At 61.1% G+C, this 15573-nt stretch carries 15 protein-coding genes and 1 pseudogene; 5 read left to right on the plus strand and 11 right to left on the minus strand.

What is annotated here, in order from left to right; all coding sequences use genetic code 11:
- The first annotated feature begins 109 nt into the window (after window positions 1-109).
- A complete protein-coding gene (locus Q8X51_RS14935) occupies window positions 110-1045 on the plus strand; it encodes a LysR family transcriptional regulator (RefSeq protein ID WP_074844456.1) in 936 nt (311 codons plus the stop codon).
- 15 nt (window positions 1046-1060) lie between these two features.
- Here the strand turns inward: Q8X51_RS14935 and Q8X51_RS14940 are convergent, their stop codons facing one another.
- The 9 genes from Q8X51_RS14940 to Q8X51_RS14980 form a co-directional block, all read right to left on the minus strand.
- On the minus strand, window positions 1061-1423 hold the full coding sequence (locus Q8X51_RS14940; protein WP_065928199.1) for a 5-carboxymethyl-2-hydroxymuconate Delta-isomerase: 363 nt from the start codon (window positions 1421-1423) through the stop codon (window positions 1061-1063).
- A gap of 55 nt (window positions 1424-1478) precedes the next feature.
- Window positions 1479-2402 carry a LysR substrate-binding domain-containing protein gene (locus tag Q8X51_RS14945; RefSeq protein ID WP_065928200.1) on the minus strand — a complete coding sequence of 308 codons (924 nt, stop codon included), beginning with the start codon at window positions 2400-2402 and terminating at the stop codon, window positions 1479-1481.
- An 83-nt stretch (window positions 2403-2485) separates the two neighbouring features.
- Window positions 2486-3805 carry an MFS transporter gene (locus tag Q8X51_RS14950; RefSeq protein ID WP_407693301.1) on the minus strand — a complete coding sequence of 440 codons (1320 nt, stop codon included), beginning with the start codon at window positions 3803-3805 and terminating at the stop codon, window positions 2486-2488.
- Window positions 3806-3861: 56 nt separating this feature from the next.
- Window positions 3862-5184, minus strand: coding sequence for an MFS transporter (locus Q8X51_RS14955; RefSeq protein ID WP_065947373.1), 1323 nt, complete (start codon window positions 5182-5184; stop codon window positions 3862-3864).
- 73 nt (window positions 5185-5257) lie between these two features.
- Window positions 5258-6136, minus strand: a complete 879-nt coding sequence (locus Q8X51_RS14960; RefSeq protein ID WP_065947372.1) for an SMP-30/gluconolactonase/LRE family protein — start codon at window positions 6134-6136, stop codon at window positions 5258-5260.
- Between the two features lie 64 nt (window positions 6137-6200).
- Entirely contained in the window at window positions 6201-7133 is a 933-nt protein-coding gene (locus Q8X51_RS14965) for a 3-keto-5-aminohexanoate cleavage protein (protein ID WP_407693300.1), read from the minus strand.
- 67 nt (window positions 7134-7200) lie between these two features.
- A complete protein-coding gene (locus Q8X51_RS14970; protein WP_407693299.1) occupies window positions 7201-7989 on the minus strand; it encodes an SDR family oxidoreductase in 789 nt (262 codons plus the stop codon).
- Window positions 7986-8708, minus strand: a complete 723-nt coding sequence (locus Q8X51_RS14975; protein ID WP_407693298.1) for a GntR family transcriptional regulator — start codon at window positions 8706-8708, stop codon at window positions 7986-7988. Before Q8X51_RS14975 ends, Q8X51_RS14970 begins: the two co-directional genes overlap by 4 nt.
- Window positions 8709-8863: 155 nt before the next feature.
- The gene (locus Q8X51_RS14980; RefSeq protein WP_176719690.1) at window positions 8864-9007 is read right to left on the minus strand and encodes a hypothetical protein; all 144 of its coding nucleotides are present in this window, start codon (window positions 9005-9007) and stop codon (window positions 8864-8866) included.
- A 195-nt stretch (window positions 9008-9202) separates the two neighbouring features.
- Here Q8X51_RS14980 and Q8X51_RS14985 point away from each other — a divergent pair, with 195 nt between their 5' ends.
- From Q8X51_RS14985 to Q8X51_RS15000, 4 genes are all read left to right on the plus strand, one after another.
- Window positions 9203-10507, plus strand: a complete 1305-nt coding sequence (locus Q8X51_RS14985) for an MFS transporter (RefSeq protein WP_065928204.1) — start codon at window positions 9203-9205, stop codon at window positions 10505-10507.
- Window positions 10507-11265, plus strand: coding sequence for a substrate-binding domain-containing protein (locus tag Q8X51_RS14990; protein WP_065928205.1), 759 nt, complete (start codon window positions 10507-10509; stop codon window positions 11263-11265). Before Q8X51_RS14985 ends, Q8X51_RS14990 begins: the two co-directional genes overlap by 1 nt.
- A gap of 338 nt (window positions 11266-11603) precedes the next feature.
- On the plus strand, window positions 11604-12446 hold the full coding sequence (locus Q8X51_RS14995; protein WP_065928206.1) for a DUF6216 family protein: 843 nt from the start codon (window positions 11604-11606) through the stop codon (window positions 12444-12446).
- Between the two features lie 44 nt (window positions 12447-12490).
- Window positions 12491-13381, plus strand: a complete 891-nt coding sequence (locus Q8X51_RS15000) for a hypothetical protein (RefSeq protein ID WP_256098131.1) — start codon at window positions 12491-12493, stop codon at window positions 13379-13381.
- Window positions 13382-13391: 10 nt separating this feature from the next.
- Here the strand turns inward: Q8X51_RS15000 and Q8X51_RS15005 are convergent, their stop codons facing one another.
- Entirely contained in the window at window positions 13392-14255 is an 864-nt protein-coding gene (locus Q8X51_RS15005; RefSeq protein WP_407694971.1) for a methyl-accepting chemotaxis protein, read from the minus strand.
- Window positions 14250-15017, minus strand: a pseudogene (locus tag Q8X51_RS15010) (MCP four helix bundle domain-containing protein); the annotation flags it as partial. The gene Q8X51_RS15005 and the pseudogene Q8X51_RS15010, both read right to left, overlap by 6 nt.
- Window positions 15018-15573: the final 556 nt, after the last annotated feature.

A 15573-nucleotide genomic window follows, 5' to 3' on the forward strand; every position in this document is an offset into this window, starting at 1 on the left:
CGCAAAACATTGAAACGCCCTACAGAGCTTTCTATTGGCACGGCCGTTCCGTTAAGCTTTCGCGCTGTCTTGTACTGACTTCGGTACATGGGGTTTACGGACGAAACCGATGTTAAACAGTAACTTGCTCAGAAAACTCGATATGCAGGACTTGATGGTGTTTATCGCCGTCTATGACCAGAGCAGCGTTACCGACGTGTCAGAAACGCTGTTCGTCAGCCAGTCCACCGTGAGCTACAGCCTGAAGAAACTGCGGACCAGTTTTGAAGACGAGCTGTTTATCAACACGCGGGCGGGCATGCGGCCTACGTACAAGGCCACCACCATGTACGCCCATGTGCAGAAGATCCTCGAAAGCATCAACCTGTGCCATGCCGGTGGCCAGGCCTTCGACCCGACCCAGAAGGCCGTGACCTTCAATGTCTGCGCGCCGGAGTACTTCGAACAACTGATCCTGCCGCGCCTGTTGAAGCATTTCGACCGCGCCGACCTGCCGGTGATCGTCAATGTGCAGAAACTGGAAGCCGACATCCCCGCCGACGACCTGCGCGAGGGCCGTCTGGATCTGGTGATCTGCTTCGGACCGCACTTTCACCGCGCCCATAAAGACTTCAAGACCCAGATGCTGCTGGAGGACGATCTGGTGTGCGTCTTCGATAAACGCTCGGCACCGCGCGAGCCGGCATTCAGCCTGCAATCGTTCGTCGAGCGGCGCCACGTGTTCCCCACGCCATGGACCTCCGACACCAACATGATCGACGGCTGGCTGGCGCGCCAGGCCCACAAGCGCCAGGTGATCGCCCGCGCCAACAGCTACAGCGCGGCGCTGAAGATGATCACCGGCACCGACTTCATCGTCACCCTGCCGCGCCGCGTGCAGAAACTGCTGGCACCGGCGACGGTGTTCGGCCACTGCGAGGCCCCCAACGGATTGCCGGGGTTCACCCTGGATATGCAGTGGAGTGAAAGCAGTGAACAGGACAGTGCCAATACCTGGTTTCGTGAACAGGTGGTGAAGGTGTGTGCGGATCAGGGATTACTCTAACTTCTGTGGCGAGGATTAGCCGATGGCGACTTTGCTGTAGGAGTCGCGATCCATGTCGACCAGCTGGACGCTGAGCTGAACCTGTAGATCCGCCGGCCAGTCGCCCAGATCCTGCAACGCTGCCAGCAGACTTTGCGACAATTGTTGCTTGACCTGCGGCGACCGCCCGCTGAGCAGTGACAGCTTCACCGCGATGAAACCGCGTGGGTTGAGGGAGGTGCCCACCTGAAAACTCTCGAGCTTCACAGCGCGGCTTTTGATATCGAACTCGGAACCGAACTGCCCGGACGCCATCAGCACATTGTTGAGCCGCAACAGGGTTTTCTCGACGGCCAGGCTTGTCAGGTTGGCGGTGTATTCCAAGTGCAGGTGTGGCATGGATGACTCCGAGTCATTCGTAGGAAAGTCTGTAGATATAGCACGGATAAAAGCCTCAGGCCTTGTTCGCCTGACCTCGATCGCTCATGAACGCTTCCAGCCGCGAACGCACCCAGCGTTCGGCCGGGTCGGTGTCCACATGACTGAGCCAGACCATGGACAAATCCAGGGTCGGCGTCTCGAACGGAAACGGCTCGCAGAACAGGTTGCCCGACACCGCCATGGCCTCGGCCGTGTAGTCCGGCAGGCTGGCAATCAAGTCGGTCCCGGCCAGCAGCGCGGGCAATGCGCTGTATTGCGGCACCGACAACACCACATGGCGCTTGCGGCCGATTTCCGCCAGCCACTCATCGGCAAACCCGGACACGTTGGCGGTGTGGGACACCAGCACATGGGGGCGCGAGCAATATTCATCGAGGGTCAGCGGGGTGTCCGAGGCATCGGCGCGCAGCAGTCGCGGACGAATGTGGCGCAGCAACTTGCGCTTGGCATTCGCCGGCAGGCCACGGGTCTGGGTGATGCCGACGGTAATATCGCCGGACGCCAGCAGATCGGGAATCCGCCAATAGTCCACGTGCTGCACCACGAACACCACCTGCGGCGCTTCCTGGCGCAAGGCGCGCAGCAACGGTGGCAACAGGCCGAACTCGACGTCGTCGGACAGTCCGATGCGAAAGGTCATGGTGCTGACGGACGGGTCGAAATCGTGGGTCAGGCTCAAGGCCGACGACAGTGAGTCCAGGGCGGGCGACAGGTGCTGGATGATTTCCTCGGCGCGCGCGGTAGGTTCCATGCGATGGCCGACGCGAATGAACAGCGGGTCGTTGAACAAGGTACGCAGACGGTTGAGGGCCGAACTGATGGTCGGCTGGCCGAGAAACAGCTTCTCGGCCACTCGCGTCACATTGCGCTCGAGCATCAGTGCTTCGAAGACCACCATCAGGTTGATGTCGGCCTTGCGTAATTCATTGCGATTCATCGGCGCCTGCCCCTAGCCCAAGACAAGCCGCAGTTTAGAAAGGCAATAGGGCTGCGTCTATGCCGGTGGACGCATGGGGCTGCCTATTTCGTCGCCGGTTTCATCACCCCCTGAGTGGCAGGTGCCTGCTCCTGGCCCTGACGCAATCGCAACGCCGCCAGCGCGGCGACCACCAGCACCACGGCGATGACTTTCAAGCCGTTCATGGCATTGCCGGTGCTCATTTCAATCGCACCCATCACCGAAGGGCCGACAAACCCACCCAACAGCCCGCAGGCGTTAACGAAGCCCAAGCCACCCGCCAGCGCCACGCCTTTGAGGCGCGAGGCCGGGTACAGAAAAATGATCGACTGCACCACAAAGAACATCACCGCCGACAGGCAAAAGCCCAACAGACTGAACACCGGCCCCGACACCGACGCAATGCCCAAGCCCAGCGCCATGGTCAGCAACCCCGTGACCAACAGTCGACGACAACGCTCGGGCGTCGTGGCAAAACGCGGGATCAGTACCGCACCGAGTGCCGCCGCGATCCACGGCAATGAGGTCAGCAAACCGACGCTCATGGTGCTCAGTTCGCCATACTTGCTGATGATGCTCGGCAGGAAAAAAATCACGGTGTAGACGGTGATCTGATGGCAAAAGTACACAAAGATCGCCAGCAGGATTTGCGGGGTCAGCCAGTTTTTCAACGCGTGACCGCCCTCCCCGGCACCTTCCTCGGTTTCCACCGCGATGCGCTGTTCGATGCCGCGTGCCTCTTCAGCCGTCAGCCACGGCGCCTTGCTCGGGCGGTCCGGCAACTTGCGCCATACCACCCAGGCAAACGCCACGGCCGGCAGGCCTTCGAGCAGGAACATCCACTGCCAGCCGTGCCAGCCGAGCATGCCGTCCATGCGCATCAAGGCCGCGCCCACCGGGCCGCCGATGATGTTGGCAAAGCACACGCCGAGCAGGAAATAGCCAGTGGCCCGCGCCCGCTGTTCACGGTTGAACCAATAAGTCAGATAGAGCATGACGCCGGGAAACAACCCAGCCTCGGCGATGCCCAGCAGCAGGCGCAACACGTAGAACGACGTATCGCCCTGCACAAACGCCATGGCCGCCGAGATCAGGCCCCAAGTCACCATGATGCGGGCGATCCAGAACCGCGCGCCGACCTTGTGCATGATCAGGTTGCTAGGGATTTCCGACAGTGCATACGTGAGGAAAAACAGCCCCGCACCCAGCCCGTAGGCCGCAGCGGAAATGCCCAGGTCGACATCCAGGTGATGCTTGGCCAGGGCGATGTTGGTACGGTCCAGAAAACTCAGGATGTAGGCGATGATCAGCAAGGGCATCAACTTGGCGAACATCAGTTTATTCAGCGCCTGCGGATCGCGGGCCGAAGTGGCGGTAGTCATCGGGCAATTCCTCTTGGCGCCCCGCCAGCCTGGCTGGGGGACGCATCACTGTTGTTCTAGGGTTCGAGTTGCACAACCAGGGCCTGCGGGCGATGGGAAAACAGTTGCAGCAGCGCGCCGCCCAGGGCGCAGCCGGCCATCACGAAGAAACACACGGTGTAGCCATGCAAGGTGGTCCAGCCGCCCCCCATGGCGATCAGGCTGCCCATCAGTACCGGCGCCAGGCCGCCGCCGATAAACATCGCGGTGGTGATGATGCCGTTGGCGGTGGACGTCGCCGACGGCTCGGCCGAGTCGCAGGCCACCGCGTAGTAGATCGGCCACACCGCGTTGGCCACCAGGCCGAACAGCAGTTGCACGACGACGATCAACGTCAGGGTGTTGGCGAAGTAGAACGCGCCGACACTCACCGCCATCCACAGCCCGCAGATGATCAGGGTGGTGCGCCGGCCGATGATGTCCGACAGCGACGGCCACACCAGTTGCCCGAGAATGCCGGTGAGGGTGAACACCACGCTCATCCCCGCCGACTCCGCCAGCGACAGCCCGGCGATGTTGTAGAGGTAGGCCGGCAGCACGATGTTGACGCCCATGTACACCACTTGGGTGAGCATCGTATTGCCCGCCGTGAGGGCAATATTGCGGTTGCGCAAGGTGGCGACAAACGTGCGCCAGGCCTCGCCCTTCACGGTGCTGGCCGGGGCGTTGTCCGGTGGGGTCATGCCCTTGGCGGCGATGTCGACGTACAGCGCGGTGATGCGCTCGGCCGTGGAGTAACGCGCCCAGAAGATCATCAGCGGCAGCGCCACCACGAAGGCGAAGAAGAACACATAGCGCCAGTTGTCCTCGCCGAACACGGTGATGACAAAACTGGCGACGATGCCGCTGAGCATTGCGCCAATCGGGTAACCGGTATGGTGCGCCCCCAAGGCGAACCCGCGACGCTCCACCGGCCACCACTCGGCGGTGTTGCTCACGCCCACCGGTTCGCCCCAGCCGGCACCGAGGTTGACGCCGACGCGCAGGGCGATAAAGGTCGCGAGGTTGCCGCTCAAGGCTTTGAAGCCGGACAGAAACGAGATCGCCGTGTAGCCGAGCACCAATGGCACCTGGAACCGTGCACGTTTCCAGCCGCCGCCGTAGCGGTCACTCCACATCGAACCGGGAATATCCAGCAGGGCCAGCGCGAGCATGACCACCGTGGCCACGGTGCCCCATTGATCGGCGGATAAATCGAAATGCTTGGAGATGGTCGGCCCCAGGCGCAATACGATCTCACGGTCGTAGGCGTTGAGGATCCAGATCAGCCAGCAGACCAGCAGCGATACCCAGGAATGCCGGTGAATGCTGCGCAGCGACGCTTTTTTTAAAGTTGCCATGGGCCTCTCCAGGCGCGCGAGGGCGCGCACTGACACAAGGTTGCAAAGGAAGGTGCCGTATTAATCCAACGCGCTAGCTGGCGAATCGTCGCTCAGCTATTCCTTGCACGCCCAACCCGGTAATGGCGAACAGCGCCCCGCGCTGCTGGCCGTCGGCCGGAAAACGCGGCAGCGGCGGCTTGGCCATGGAGGTCACAAACAGGGTGTCGAGGTTCGGCCCGCCGAAGGTCAGGCTGGTGACCTTTTTCACCGGCATTTCAATGATGCGGTCGACGTCGCCGTCCGGCGTGTAGCGCACCAGTTTCCCGGCGTAGACCAGCGCCTGCCACAGGCAACCTTCGGCGTCCACGGTGCAACCGTCCGCCGCGCCGCCACTGGCGGTATCAACCTTGGCGAAAGTGCGTCGGTTGCTCACGGCGCCGGTGGTGAGGTCGTAGTCATATGCCCAGATCTCGCCGGACCAGGTGTCGCAAAAGTAGAAGGTCTCCCCCGACGGGCTCCAGCACGGCCCGTTGGAGACGATGATGCCTTCGTCCAGGGTGTGCAGGCTCAAGTCAGCGTCGAGACGGTAGAGTTTGGCGCTGGCGCTGTCTTCCAGAGTGTCCATGGAGCCAAACACAAAGCGGCCCTGGCGGTCGACCTTACCGTCATTGAGGCGGTTGCTTGGCAGGTTCGGCTCCGGGTCCTGGATCAGCGCCAGTTCGCCGCTGGCCAGGTCCAGGGTGTGCACGCCGTTTTGCAGGGCGACGATGGCCGCCTCGCCGTTATGGCGCAGGGCCATGGAGCCGATCTTCTGGCCCACGTCCCAGGCACGCAGCTCGCGACCGTCGTCGGTGCAACGCAGGATGCGGCCGTCGGCACTGTCGATCCAGTACAACCGTTGTTGTTCGACGTCCCACACCGGGCCTTCGCCCAGGGTGGTCTTGACGTCCACAAGCACTTCGATACGCATGGTGTGATCCCCTTATTGTTGTTGTGCGGGATGCAGGCCGCGCGATCACGCGACCTTTCGCTGATTAGAAGTTGACCTGGTCACGCCCCTTAAGCCCGAGGATTTCCCGCGCCTCATCCGGTGTGGCGACACGATGGCCGAGGGCTTCGATCACCGTACGAATGCGCCGCACCTGGTCGGCATTCGAGGCCGCCAGCTTGCCTGGGCCGTCCCACAATGAATCCTCCAGACCGACACGGGCGTTACTGCCCATGGACAAGCCCATGGTCGCCAGCGGAATTTGCCCACGCCCCGCACCGAGGATCGACCACACGTAGTCGTCGCCAAACAGGCGGTCGGCGGTGCGCCGCATGTGCGCCAGGTCTTCGGGGTGGCTGCCGATGCCGCCGCGCAGGCCGAACACCGACTGGATAAACAACGGCGGCTTGAGCAGGCCGCGTTCCAGGAAATGTGCCGCGGTGTAGAGGTGGCCGATGTCGTAGCACTCGATTTCAAAGCGGGTGCGGTTCTCGGCGCAGGCATTAAGGATGTGGGTGATGTCGCGGAAGGTATTGCGAAAGATCCGGTCGTCGCTCTCTTCCAGGTAAGGGCGCTCCCAGTCGTGCTTGAACTCGGTAAAGCGGTTAAGCATTTCGTACAGGCCGAAGTTCATCGAGCCAATGTTCAGCGAGGCCAGTTCCGGCTTGAACTGCATCACCGGTTGCAGGCGTTCTTCCACACCCATCGTGGGTGCGCCGCCGGTGGTGATGTTGATCACCACGTCACTGGCGGCCTTGATGTGCGGCAGGAATTCGGCGAACAACGCCGGGGCCTGGCTGGGGCGGCCGTCAATCGGGTCACGGGCGTGCAGGTGAACAATGGCCGCGCCGGCTTCGGCGGCGCCAATGGCGGCAGCGGCAATTTCCTGGGCGGTGATGGGCAAATGCGGCGACATCGACGGTGTATGAATCGCACCGGTGACGGCGCAGGTAATGATGACGGGGCGTTTTTTGGACATGACGATTCTCCGACTTTTATTCTTATGAAAAAAATCCTGGGTCCAGCGCTGTGTGTTCTTCCGTGGCTTACAGGTACTCGACGTTACCGTCGACGCTGATCGCCTGGCCGGTCACGTTGCGGGCGGCGGGCGAACAGAGGAACAAGGCCATGGCCGCGACGTCTTCGGCGGTGACCATGCGCTTGAGGGAGATCTTGTTGAGGTATTCCTGGCGCATCTCGGCTTCGGGCACGCCGACCTGTTCGGCACGGGCACGGATCACCCCGTCCATGCGCGGGCCTTCGACGATACCGGGCAGCAAGGCGTTGACGCGGATGTCGCTCTCGCCCAGCTCCGACGCCAGGGATTTCATCAGGCCGACAATGGCCCACTTGGTCGCCGCATACGGCGTACGCCAGGCGTAGCCGAGGCGTCCTGCCACCGAGGCGATATGCAGCAAGTGGCCGTGGGACGATTCCCTGAGCATCGGCACTGCATGGTGGGCAAATCGGTACTGCGCCGTCAGGTTGATATTGATGGTGGCTTGCCACTCGGCGTCGCTGATCGCATCGATACCGCCGGTGGGCCCAGCGATCCCGGCGTTGTTGACCAGCACATCAAGGCCGCCGAAATGCTCGTGCTGTACCTTGAAGACCGCCTCGATCTGCGCGGCATCGCTGACGTCGGCACGGGTGGCGATGCTGCCCGGGTACTTGTCACGGAACGCCGCCAGGGCCGGTTCGCTCACGTCACACACATGCACCTGGGCGCCGGCTTCCAGATACGCCGCCGCCAACACTTCACCAATCCCGGCAGCCCCGCCGGAGATCAACACACGTAACCCAGGATAGGGCTGCAGCCGTTGTAGGAAACTCATGCACGTTTACCTCCTGAAACAGACGACCGCGCACGGTCGCTCTTGACGAGCAGGCGCGCCAGGGAGTCGGCGGCCTGCATGATGTCGTCGGTCACCGCCGCGCGCGCTCCGGCGCCATCGCGGGCGGCCAGGGCGTCAACGATGCGCGTGTGCGCTTCCATCGAGCGTTGCAGGTGAGCTTTATCCGGGGCGACCAAGGCAAAGCACGGGCCCATGTGCAGCCAGAAGTTTTCCACGGCAGCCATGGTCAATTCGGCCTGGGCCACCGCGTAGATTCGCCGGTGAAAAGCGAAGTTGGTCCACAGGTAGCGGGACACGTCGACTTCATCGGCGGCGTGTTGCATCTGCTGGCACAGGTCGGTGATTTCGTCGAGGTCGGTTTTTTGCAGGAGCAACACGGCTTTTTCCGCCAGCAACCCTTCGAGGGCGACGCGCGCATCACGAATTTCGCGCAGGCGTTCGACGGTCATCAGGCGTACGCGCAGACGGGAGGTCTCGGTGACTTCAAAGGCATTTTCGGCGCTGAGGCGTTGCAGCGCTTCGCGTACCGGCATGGGGCTGGAGCCGAGCGCTTCGGCGAGGCCACGGATGGTGAGTTTCTGGCCGGGCTGGAAACGGCCACTCATCAAGGCTTCACGGATCTGGCGATAGACTTGGTCTTGCAAAGTATCGCGGGAGACCTGGCGCAGGGTGGGCAGGAGCAGCGGACCGTCTGTCATGAGTCAAAACCTGTGTTGTCGTTCTTATGGCTCCAATATGTGATCACAAATCAAATATGTCAAATAGTTTCCCGGTGAAAAAAGGGAGCTGTCGAATCTCACATCAACAGCTCCCACGGGGATCGCGCCTTGGCCAAACTTAGCCCGGGCATGAATCAAGGCTTCAACGGGCGCTCCTGATCTCGTTCGGAAAGCTCCGTACCGTCGTCCGGGTGTTTCCAGGTTTGCGGTTTTTCCTCTTCCCGTTGCCGGGTCTGCTCGCGCTGCGGCTCATCCTGGCGCTTCTGTTCGTTGCCCATAGCCACCTCCCCTCCGTAAGAATTGGTCACATCTACCAGAATAGAACAGCGCAGGATTTTTGACGGACCCGGAGAGTGATAGCCAATTAAAATTAATCAATCCAAATTTTTCACTTATCATTTCTAAATGTGTCAGCCACTATCCTCGGTCTTACGCGAAACAAGCACTTAAAAGAACGCTGGAGACACAAAACCATGACTAGCCCTTCCCGGCCCGATTCTGCCCGTTCGAAAGTAGGTGCGGTATTCCGCGTTACTTCGGGCAACTTCCTTGAACAGTTCGACTTCTTTCTGTTCGGCTTCTACGCCACCTACATTGCTGCCGCGTTCTTCCCTGCCGCCAATGAATTTGCCTCATTAATGATGACCTTCGCCGTGTTCGGCGCGGGCTTCCTGATGCGCCCACTGGGCGCCATCATCCTCGGCGCTTATATCGATGACGTCGGTCGCCGCAAAGGGTTGATCGTGACCTTGTCGATCATGGCCAGCGGCACGCTGTTGATCGTGCTGGTGCCGGGTTATCACACCATTGGCCTGTGGGCGCCGCTGCTGGTGCTGCTGGGTCGCCTGTTGCAAGGTTTCTCGGCCGGCGCGGAGCTGGGCGGTGTGTCGGTATACCTGTCTGAAATGGCCACCCCAGGCCGCAAGGGGTTCTACACCAGCTGGCAATCCGGCAGCCAACAGATCTCCATCGTGGTCGCCGCCGCCCTGGGCTATGGCTTGAACGTGTGGATGGAACCAGCGGTGGTTGCCGACTGGGGCTGGCGCATTCCGTTCGCCATTGGTTGCGTGATCATCCCGTTCATCTTTGTGCTGCGCCGTAACCTGCAGGAAACCGAAGAATTCGCCAACCGCAAGCATCGCCCGACCATGCGCGAGGTGCTGGCCACACTGGTGAAAAACTGGACCGTGGTCATCGGCGGCATGCTGATGGTGGCCATGACCACCACCGCGTTCTACCTGATCACCGTGTACGCGCCGACCTTCGGCAAGACCGTGCTGCAACTGAGCACCTCCGACGCGCTGCTGGTGACCTTGCTGGTGGCGGTGTCGAACTTTGTCTGGCTGCCGATCGGCGGCACCCTGAGCGACCGCTTCGGCCGCAAGCCGGTGCTGATCGCCATGACCGCGTTGACGGTGCTCACGGCTTATCCGGCACTGTCCTACGTGGTGAATGCACCGAGCTTCGCCCATATGCTGGAGACGCTGCTGTGGTTCTCGTTCCTGTACGGCATGTACAACGGCGCGATGATCCCGGCGCTCACGGAAATCATGCCGGTGGAAGTGCGCGTGGCGGGCTTCTCCCTGGCCTACAGCCTGGCGACCGCGATCTTCGGTGGGTTTACCCCGGCGATCTCCACCTGGTTCATCCACATCACCGAAGACAAGGCCTCGCCGGCCTACTGGATGATGTTCGCTGCGTTGTGCGCGCTGTGTTCGACCCTGGCGCTGTATCGTCGCGCCAACGCACGCGGGCAGGTGATGCAGGGGGCGGCGTGATGGGGCCTTTGTTCAAGACCCTGACGGCCCTGGCCCTCGGTGCCCTGGCGCTGACGGCCCAGGCCGAGGAACTCAAGGTGATGACCTCCGGTGGCTTCACCGCCGCCTATAAACTGCTGGGCCCGCAATACGCGCAGTACAGCGGCGACACCCTCGATACCGTCCTCGGCCCCTCCATGGGCAAGGCGCCGGAAGCGATTCCCAACCGTCTGGCCCGTGGCGAACATGCCGACGTGGTGATCATGGTCGGTTATGCCCTGGATGACTTGATCAAACAAGGCAAGGTCGACCCGGCGTCCCGCGTGGAACTGGCGGATTCGCGCATCGGCCTGGTGGTGAAGGCAGGTGCGACCAAACCCGCGATCGGCACCGATGCCGAACTCAAGGCCGTACTGAGCAAGGCCAAGTCCGTGGCGTATTCGGACAGCGCCAGCGGTGTGTATGTCGAGAAAGAGCTGTTCAAGAAGCTCGGCATGCCCGCCAAAGGCACCATGATCGAACGCCTGCCGGTGGCCGAACAGGTCGCCAAGGGCGATTACGAAGTGGGCTTGCAGCAGGTGGCGGAGTTATTGCCGGTGGCGGGTGTGACGTACGTCGGCAAGATCCCGGAAGACGTGCAATCGGTGACGCGCTTTGCGGCGGGCATTCCGGTCAATGCCGAACACCCTGCGCAGGCCAGGGCGCTGTTGCAGTTCCTGGCCTCGCCCCAGGCACAACCGGTGGTGCAATCCACCGGCCTGGACTCGGTGGCGCGCTGACCGAAACGGTATCTCCCGCGCCCACCACTCCAATTCCAGCGCCGCTGGCGGCAAAGTCCGCCCGCGGCGCTTGTTCCTTCAAGCCCCCATCGCAATGGTGACGTTGCCCATGCGTGGACGCGACGTTGCTGGTGCCCATCGTGAATAGCGGGATGTAGAGCAATATCGTACAAGCGCCAGTGGGAAGCTATGGAGTAGAACTGCCAGAAAAACTGCCGCTGAGGCTTAGCCTGTTTCCGAGAGGCCAGTCAGTTGCTTCTTGTTTTTCCTGACGTAAAGACACGGTTGCTCGGGTTCCCTAGAATCCCGCGTTCGACTCTATGACTAAGGACCCAGGCATGGCCGAACCGATCGTAAAAAGCACACCGCTGACCTGGTATGTGGAGCATTTCGCCGTCTTCAGCGGGGCTTTCACCTTTCTCGCTATCGCGGGGCTGTTGATATTTATCTACCGGCGCTCTGGATCGCTGCTGTTTCTACGGGATTGGATATGGCGGTTTTTTGGTGGCAAAACGCGCTTCGAAACAGACCGTTTTGAACGCATGCGCAAGGACTTGCGCGAGCTGGAATATTATCGCTATGAATTCAACATCCCCGCCAATACGCTGCGCGAGGCCGACTTGGCTGAGGATTGGATGTACAGCAATGACTTCACCCCACGCGACTTCGGTCGCGTGAAGCGCTACATCGAGTGGAGCGACTTTACAGCACTGAGCTTCATCACCAAGCGGTTCGCACAGTGGCGTATCAACTGCTTTTTCTTTCTTGCCATCGCGCTTCTGGCGGGCGTAGCCATTGCGGTTCCGCTGATTGAATCCAAGTATCTGATGGTGTCCCTCAAAAACGCCCCGGATGCCCCCTCGTTCTATTTATCGGAAGATAACGTGAAGTTCGGTATCTGGTCTGACACCGTCCTCAAGGTCGAGCACTGTCGCTCGTCCGAGTCGCTCCAGGCGTTCCTGCGCCCAGGATTACCGGAAGATAAACTCGACATCATTTGCTCATTCTTCCTCGACAAGACCTACAACAAATACGTACGAGAAGGCCTGGGCCAACAACGCGGGCTGCTGTTCTCGCTGGTGCTCGTGTCGATGGCATGGATGATTTACCTGGTGATCCTGATCGCGCGAATGGAAGTCGCCCGCAAACTCTATAAACAATGGCAGGCCAACCAGCCTTGAAAAAACAAGTGCCTGCTAGCCGCCCCTTTTCGACTGAGAGTTCAATGAGCAAGGCATCTGACAGAAAAACGCTTCACCGCGCGCTGAAATGGGCGGCCTGCCTGGTGGGCCTGCCTTGCCTCGCCGCGCTGGGTTTCTTCACCTGGCAAAGCTTCTACCCGGTGAGCGCCGCTGCCGGCTGGAGCGTTCAGGTCGTACACCGCGACGTGCCAAAAGCCGCCTCGCTGATGCCGTTGCCGGACGGCGCGCTGATGGTCAGCCTGGAGCTCGACGACGCCAAGGGCAGCATCGTGCGCATTCATCCGGACGGAACACGCGAAGTGGTGGTGGGCAACCTGTCCAAACCCGACGGTATGTTCGCCACCCGTGGCGGCTGGGTGTTCAGCCAAGAAGCACTCGACTCCCCCGTCAGCTTCCTCAAGGACGGTACCGTCACCGAATTGTTCAGGGGCGAAAACGTGCAAGGCCTGTGGGACGACGGTGACTACCTCTATGCCATGGAGGACCGTCGCGACGAGGGGCGCATCCTGCGTTATCGCTGGAGCGACCAGACCTTAAGCGTCGTTCGCAAAGGCCTCGACGAGGGCGAATCGATCATCCGCTGCACCGATGGCCGCATGCTCTACACGAAGAAGAAAGAAGGCATGGTCCGTGAGCTGACCGAAGACGGCAGCGACCCGGTGGTACTGGCCAAGCTGAACCAGCCGACCTTTTTGATGTGCGATGAGCGCGGGTTATGGATCAACGAAGACGCCACCCACCGCGCGCGGTTGTTGCTGATCGATAAACAGGGGCGCCAGCAGACGATTTTGTCGTTCTTGAAGGCGCCACAGTCGATTGTGCCGACCGGGCGTGGGACTTATCTGCTGGCCGAAGGTGGGCGTGATCGCGTGCTGGAGCTGACCCCGCCCCAGCCCGTTATCGCGCAGGAATAAGCGCGCTGCACTACAGCTGAAACCGCGCAACCGCCTCGTTCAGCGAGACCGCCAATTGCGCCAGTTCGCGGCTTGATCCATTGATCTGCCCGGCGCCGGAAGAGGATTGTGCAGACAGGTCGCGAATATTGACGATATTGCGATCGACTTCCTTGGCCACCTGGGCCTGCTCCTCGGCGGCGCTGGCGATGACCAGGTTGCGCTGGTGGATCTGGTCGATGGAGTCGGTGATCTGGCTCAATGCGCCCCCCGCCCCCTCAGCCAGGGCCAGGGTGTCGGTGGCACGCTGGGTACTCGACTGCATCGAGCTCAACGCCTCGTTGGACCCCGTGCGCATCGCGGTCACCATCTGGTCGATTTCCAGGGTCGATTGCTGGGTACGGTGGGCCAGTGCACGGACTTCGTCAGCCACCACCGCAAAGCCGCGCCCGGACTCACCGGCCCGCGCCGCCTCGATCGCGGCGTTGAGTGCCAGCAAGTTGGTCTGCTCGGCGATGGAGCGGATCACATCGAGCACCTTGCCGATATCCCGCGATTGCTCGGCGAGGTTCTGCACCAGGGTCGAGGTTTCGCCGATGTTGGTGCTCAGGGCTTGAATGGCGCTGACCGTTTCACCCACACGGTGCTGGCCTTCGCGCGCGGTTTCATTGGAAAGGCGAGTGGACTCGGAGGTAGACACCGCATTGCGCGCTACCTCATCCGCCGCCGAGGTCATCTCGTTGACGGCGGTGGCGGCCTGCTCGATTTCAGCGGTCTGCTTTTGCAGGCTGCGGCTGCTCTGGTCGGTGACGCCGTTGAGGTCGGTGGCCGATGACGCCATCTGCCCGGCCGACTGGCGAATCAGTTGCAAGGTCCCGCGCAGGTTGGCCTGCATGGTCTTGAGTGCCACGAGCAGGCGCGTCACTTCGTCGTCGCCGCTCACGTCCACCGTTTGGGTCAGGTCACCTTGGGCAACGTTCTCGGCAGCCCGTACGGCATGACTGAGCGGGCCGACAATGCTGCGCGTGAGCAACCAGGCCAGCAGCACGGTGCTCAACCCGGCCACGATCACAAAGCCGAACACCATGGTGCGCGAACGGCCGTACTGCGACTCGGCCGCCTGGCCTTGCTGGTTGATCTGGGCGTTGTAGTAGTCGGCCAGGGCATTGAGTTGGGCCCCGGAGCCATCGACCACGGTTTTCATATCCACCAGCAACAGCTTGTTGAGTTCGGCGCCCTGCTGCTTGTCGGCGAGGATGAATGATTGCGCCAGCCCTTGCTGGTATTGGCGCAGCGAGACCTGGAACTGATCATAGAGCGTGCGTACTTCGGGGGTGTCGATCACTGCATCGAGGTCGGCCAGCCGTTTGCTCAGGTCCTGGCTGCGGGTGTCCATCTGGCTACGGTATTGCGGGATGCTCGCCGGGTTCGGGTCCAGGGCCATGCGCAAAGAGATCGTACGAATGCGCAGCATGATTTCGCGAATGTCCGCCACCAGTCGCATCTTCGGCACCAGCCCGCTTTCCACCTGCACCGCGCTGGCGCGGATGCTTGCCATGTTCGACAGTGCAAAAAAACCCAGCAGGGCCACGAGCAAAGCAATCAGGGCAAAACCCAGACCCGCACGGCGGGCGATGGACAGGCTGCGAAGGGACATTAGGGGGGACTCTCTTATTGGGGATACGATGTCGTACGAGAGTGTTTCGGCCGTTTGGATAAAGACTTGAGGGACGTACACCCAGGAAATGGGAAGTTATAAATATCAGTGAGTTATTTGCAGTATCGACGAGCACGGCGCCCACCAACGACAATACTGGGAACATCAAAGGATTACCCCACCAGCAGGTCTGACATGGAAAAAGCCGTCATTACTCTGGCACTGATTTCTTGCCTATACGGCTGCATCGGCGCACAACTTTCACTTCCTGAACAGAAAAACGTACGCACCACCCCTCAACAGAACCCGCCTGAACGAGCATGGTGCGGCGTGACGCTTTGGGCTGTAGTTCCAATACCCCTGAAGCTCCCCGTGTGCCGCTCACATCCCGCTCCCTCGCCCTTATATGCCTGTGGTCCTTTCATGTTCCTGGGACCGATCATGCACGGTTACAAGGGGAATGCCTTATGTGGAGAAATGCCTTGAGAGCCCATGACACCCGTCTGGAAAACTGCTTGTTCCCATGTGCCCACTTGCAAAAGTCCCAAGGCGGGAC

This window comes from Pseudomonas sp. Yb2C2, assembly GCF_052112325.1.
Classification (GTDB): domain Bacteria; phylum Pseudomonadota; class Gammaproteobacteria; order Pseudomonadales; family Pseudomonadaceae; genus Aquipseudomonas; species Aquipseudomonas marginalis.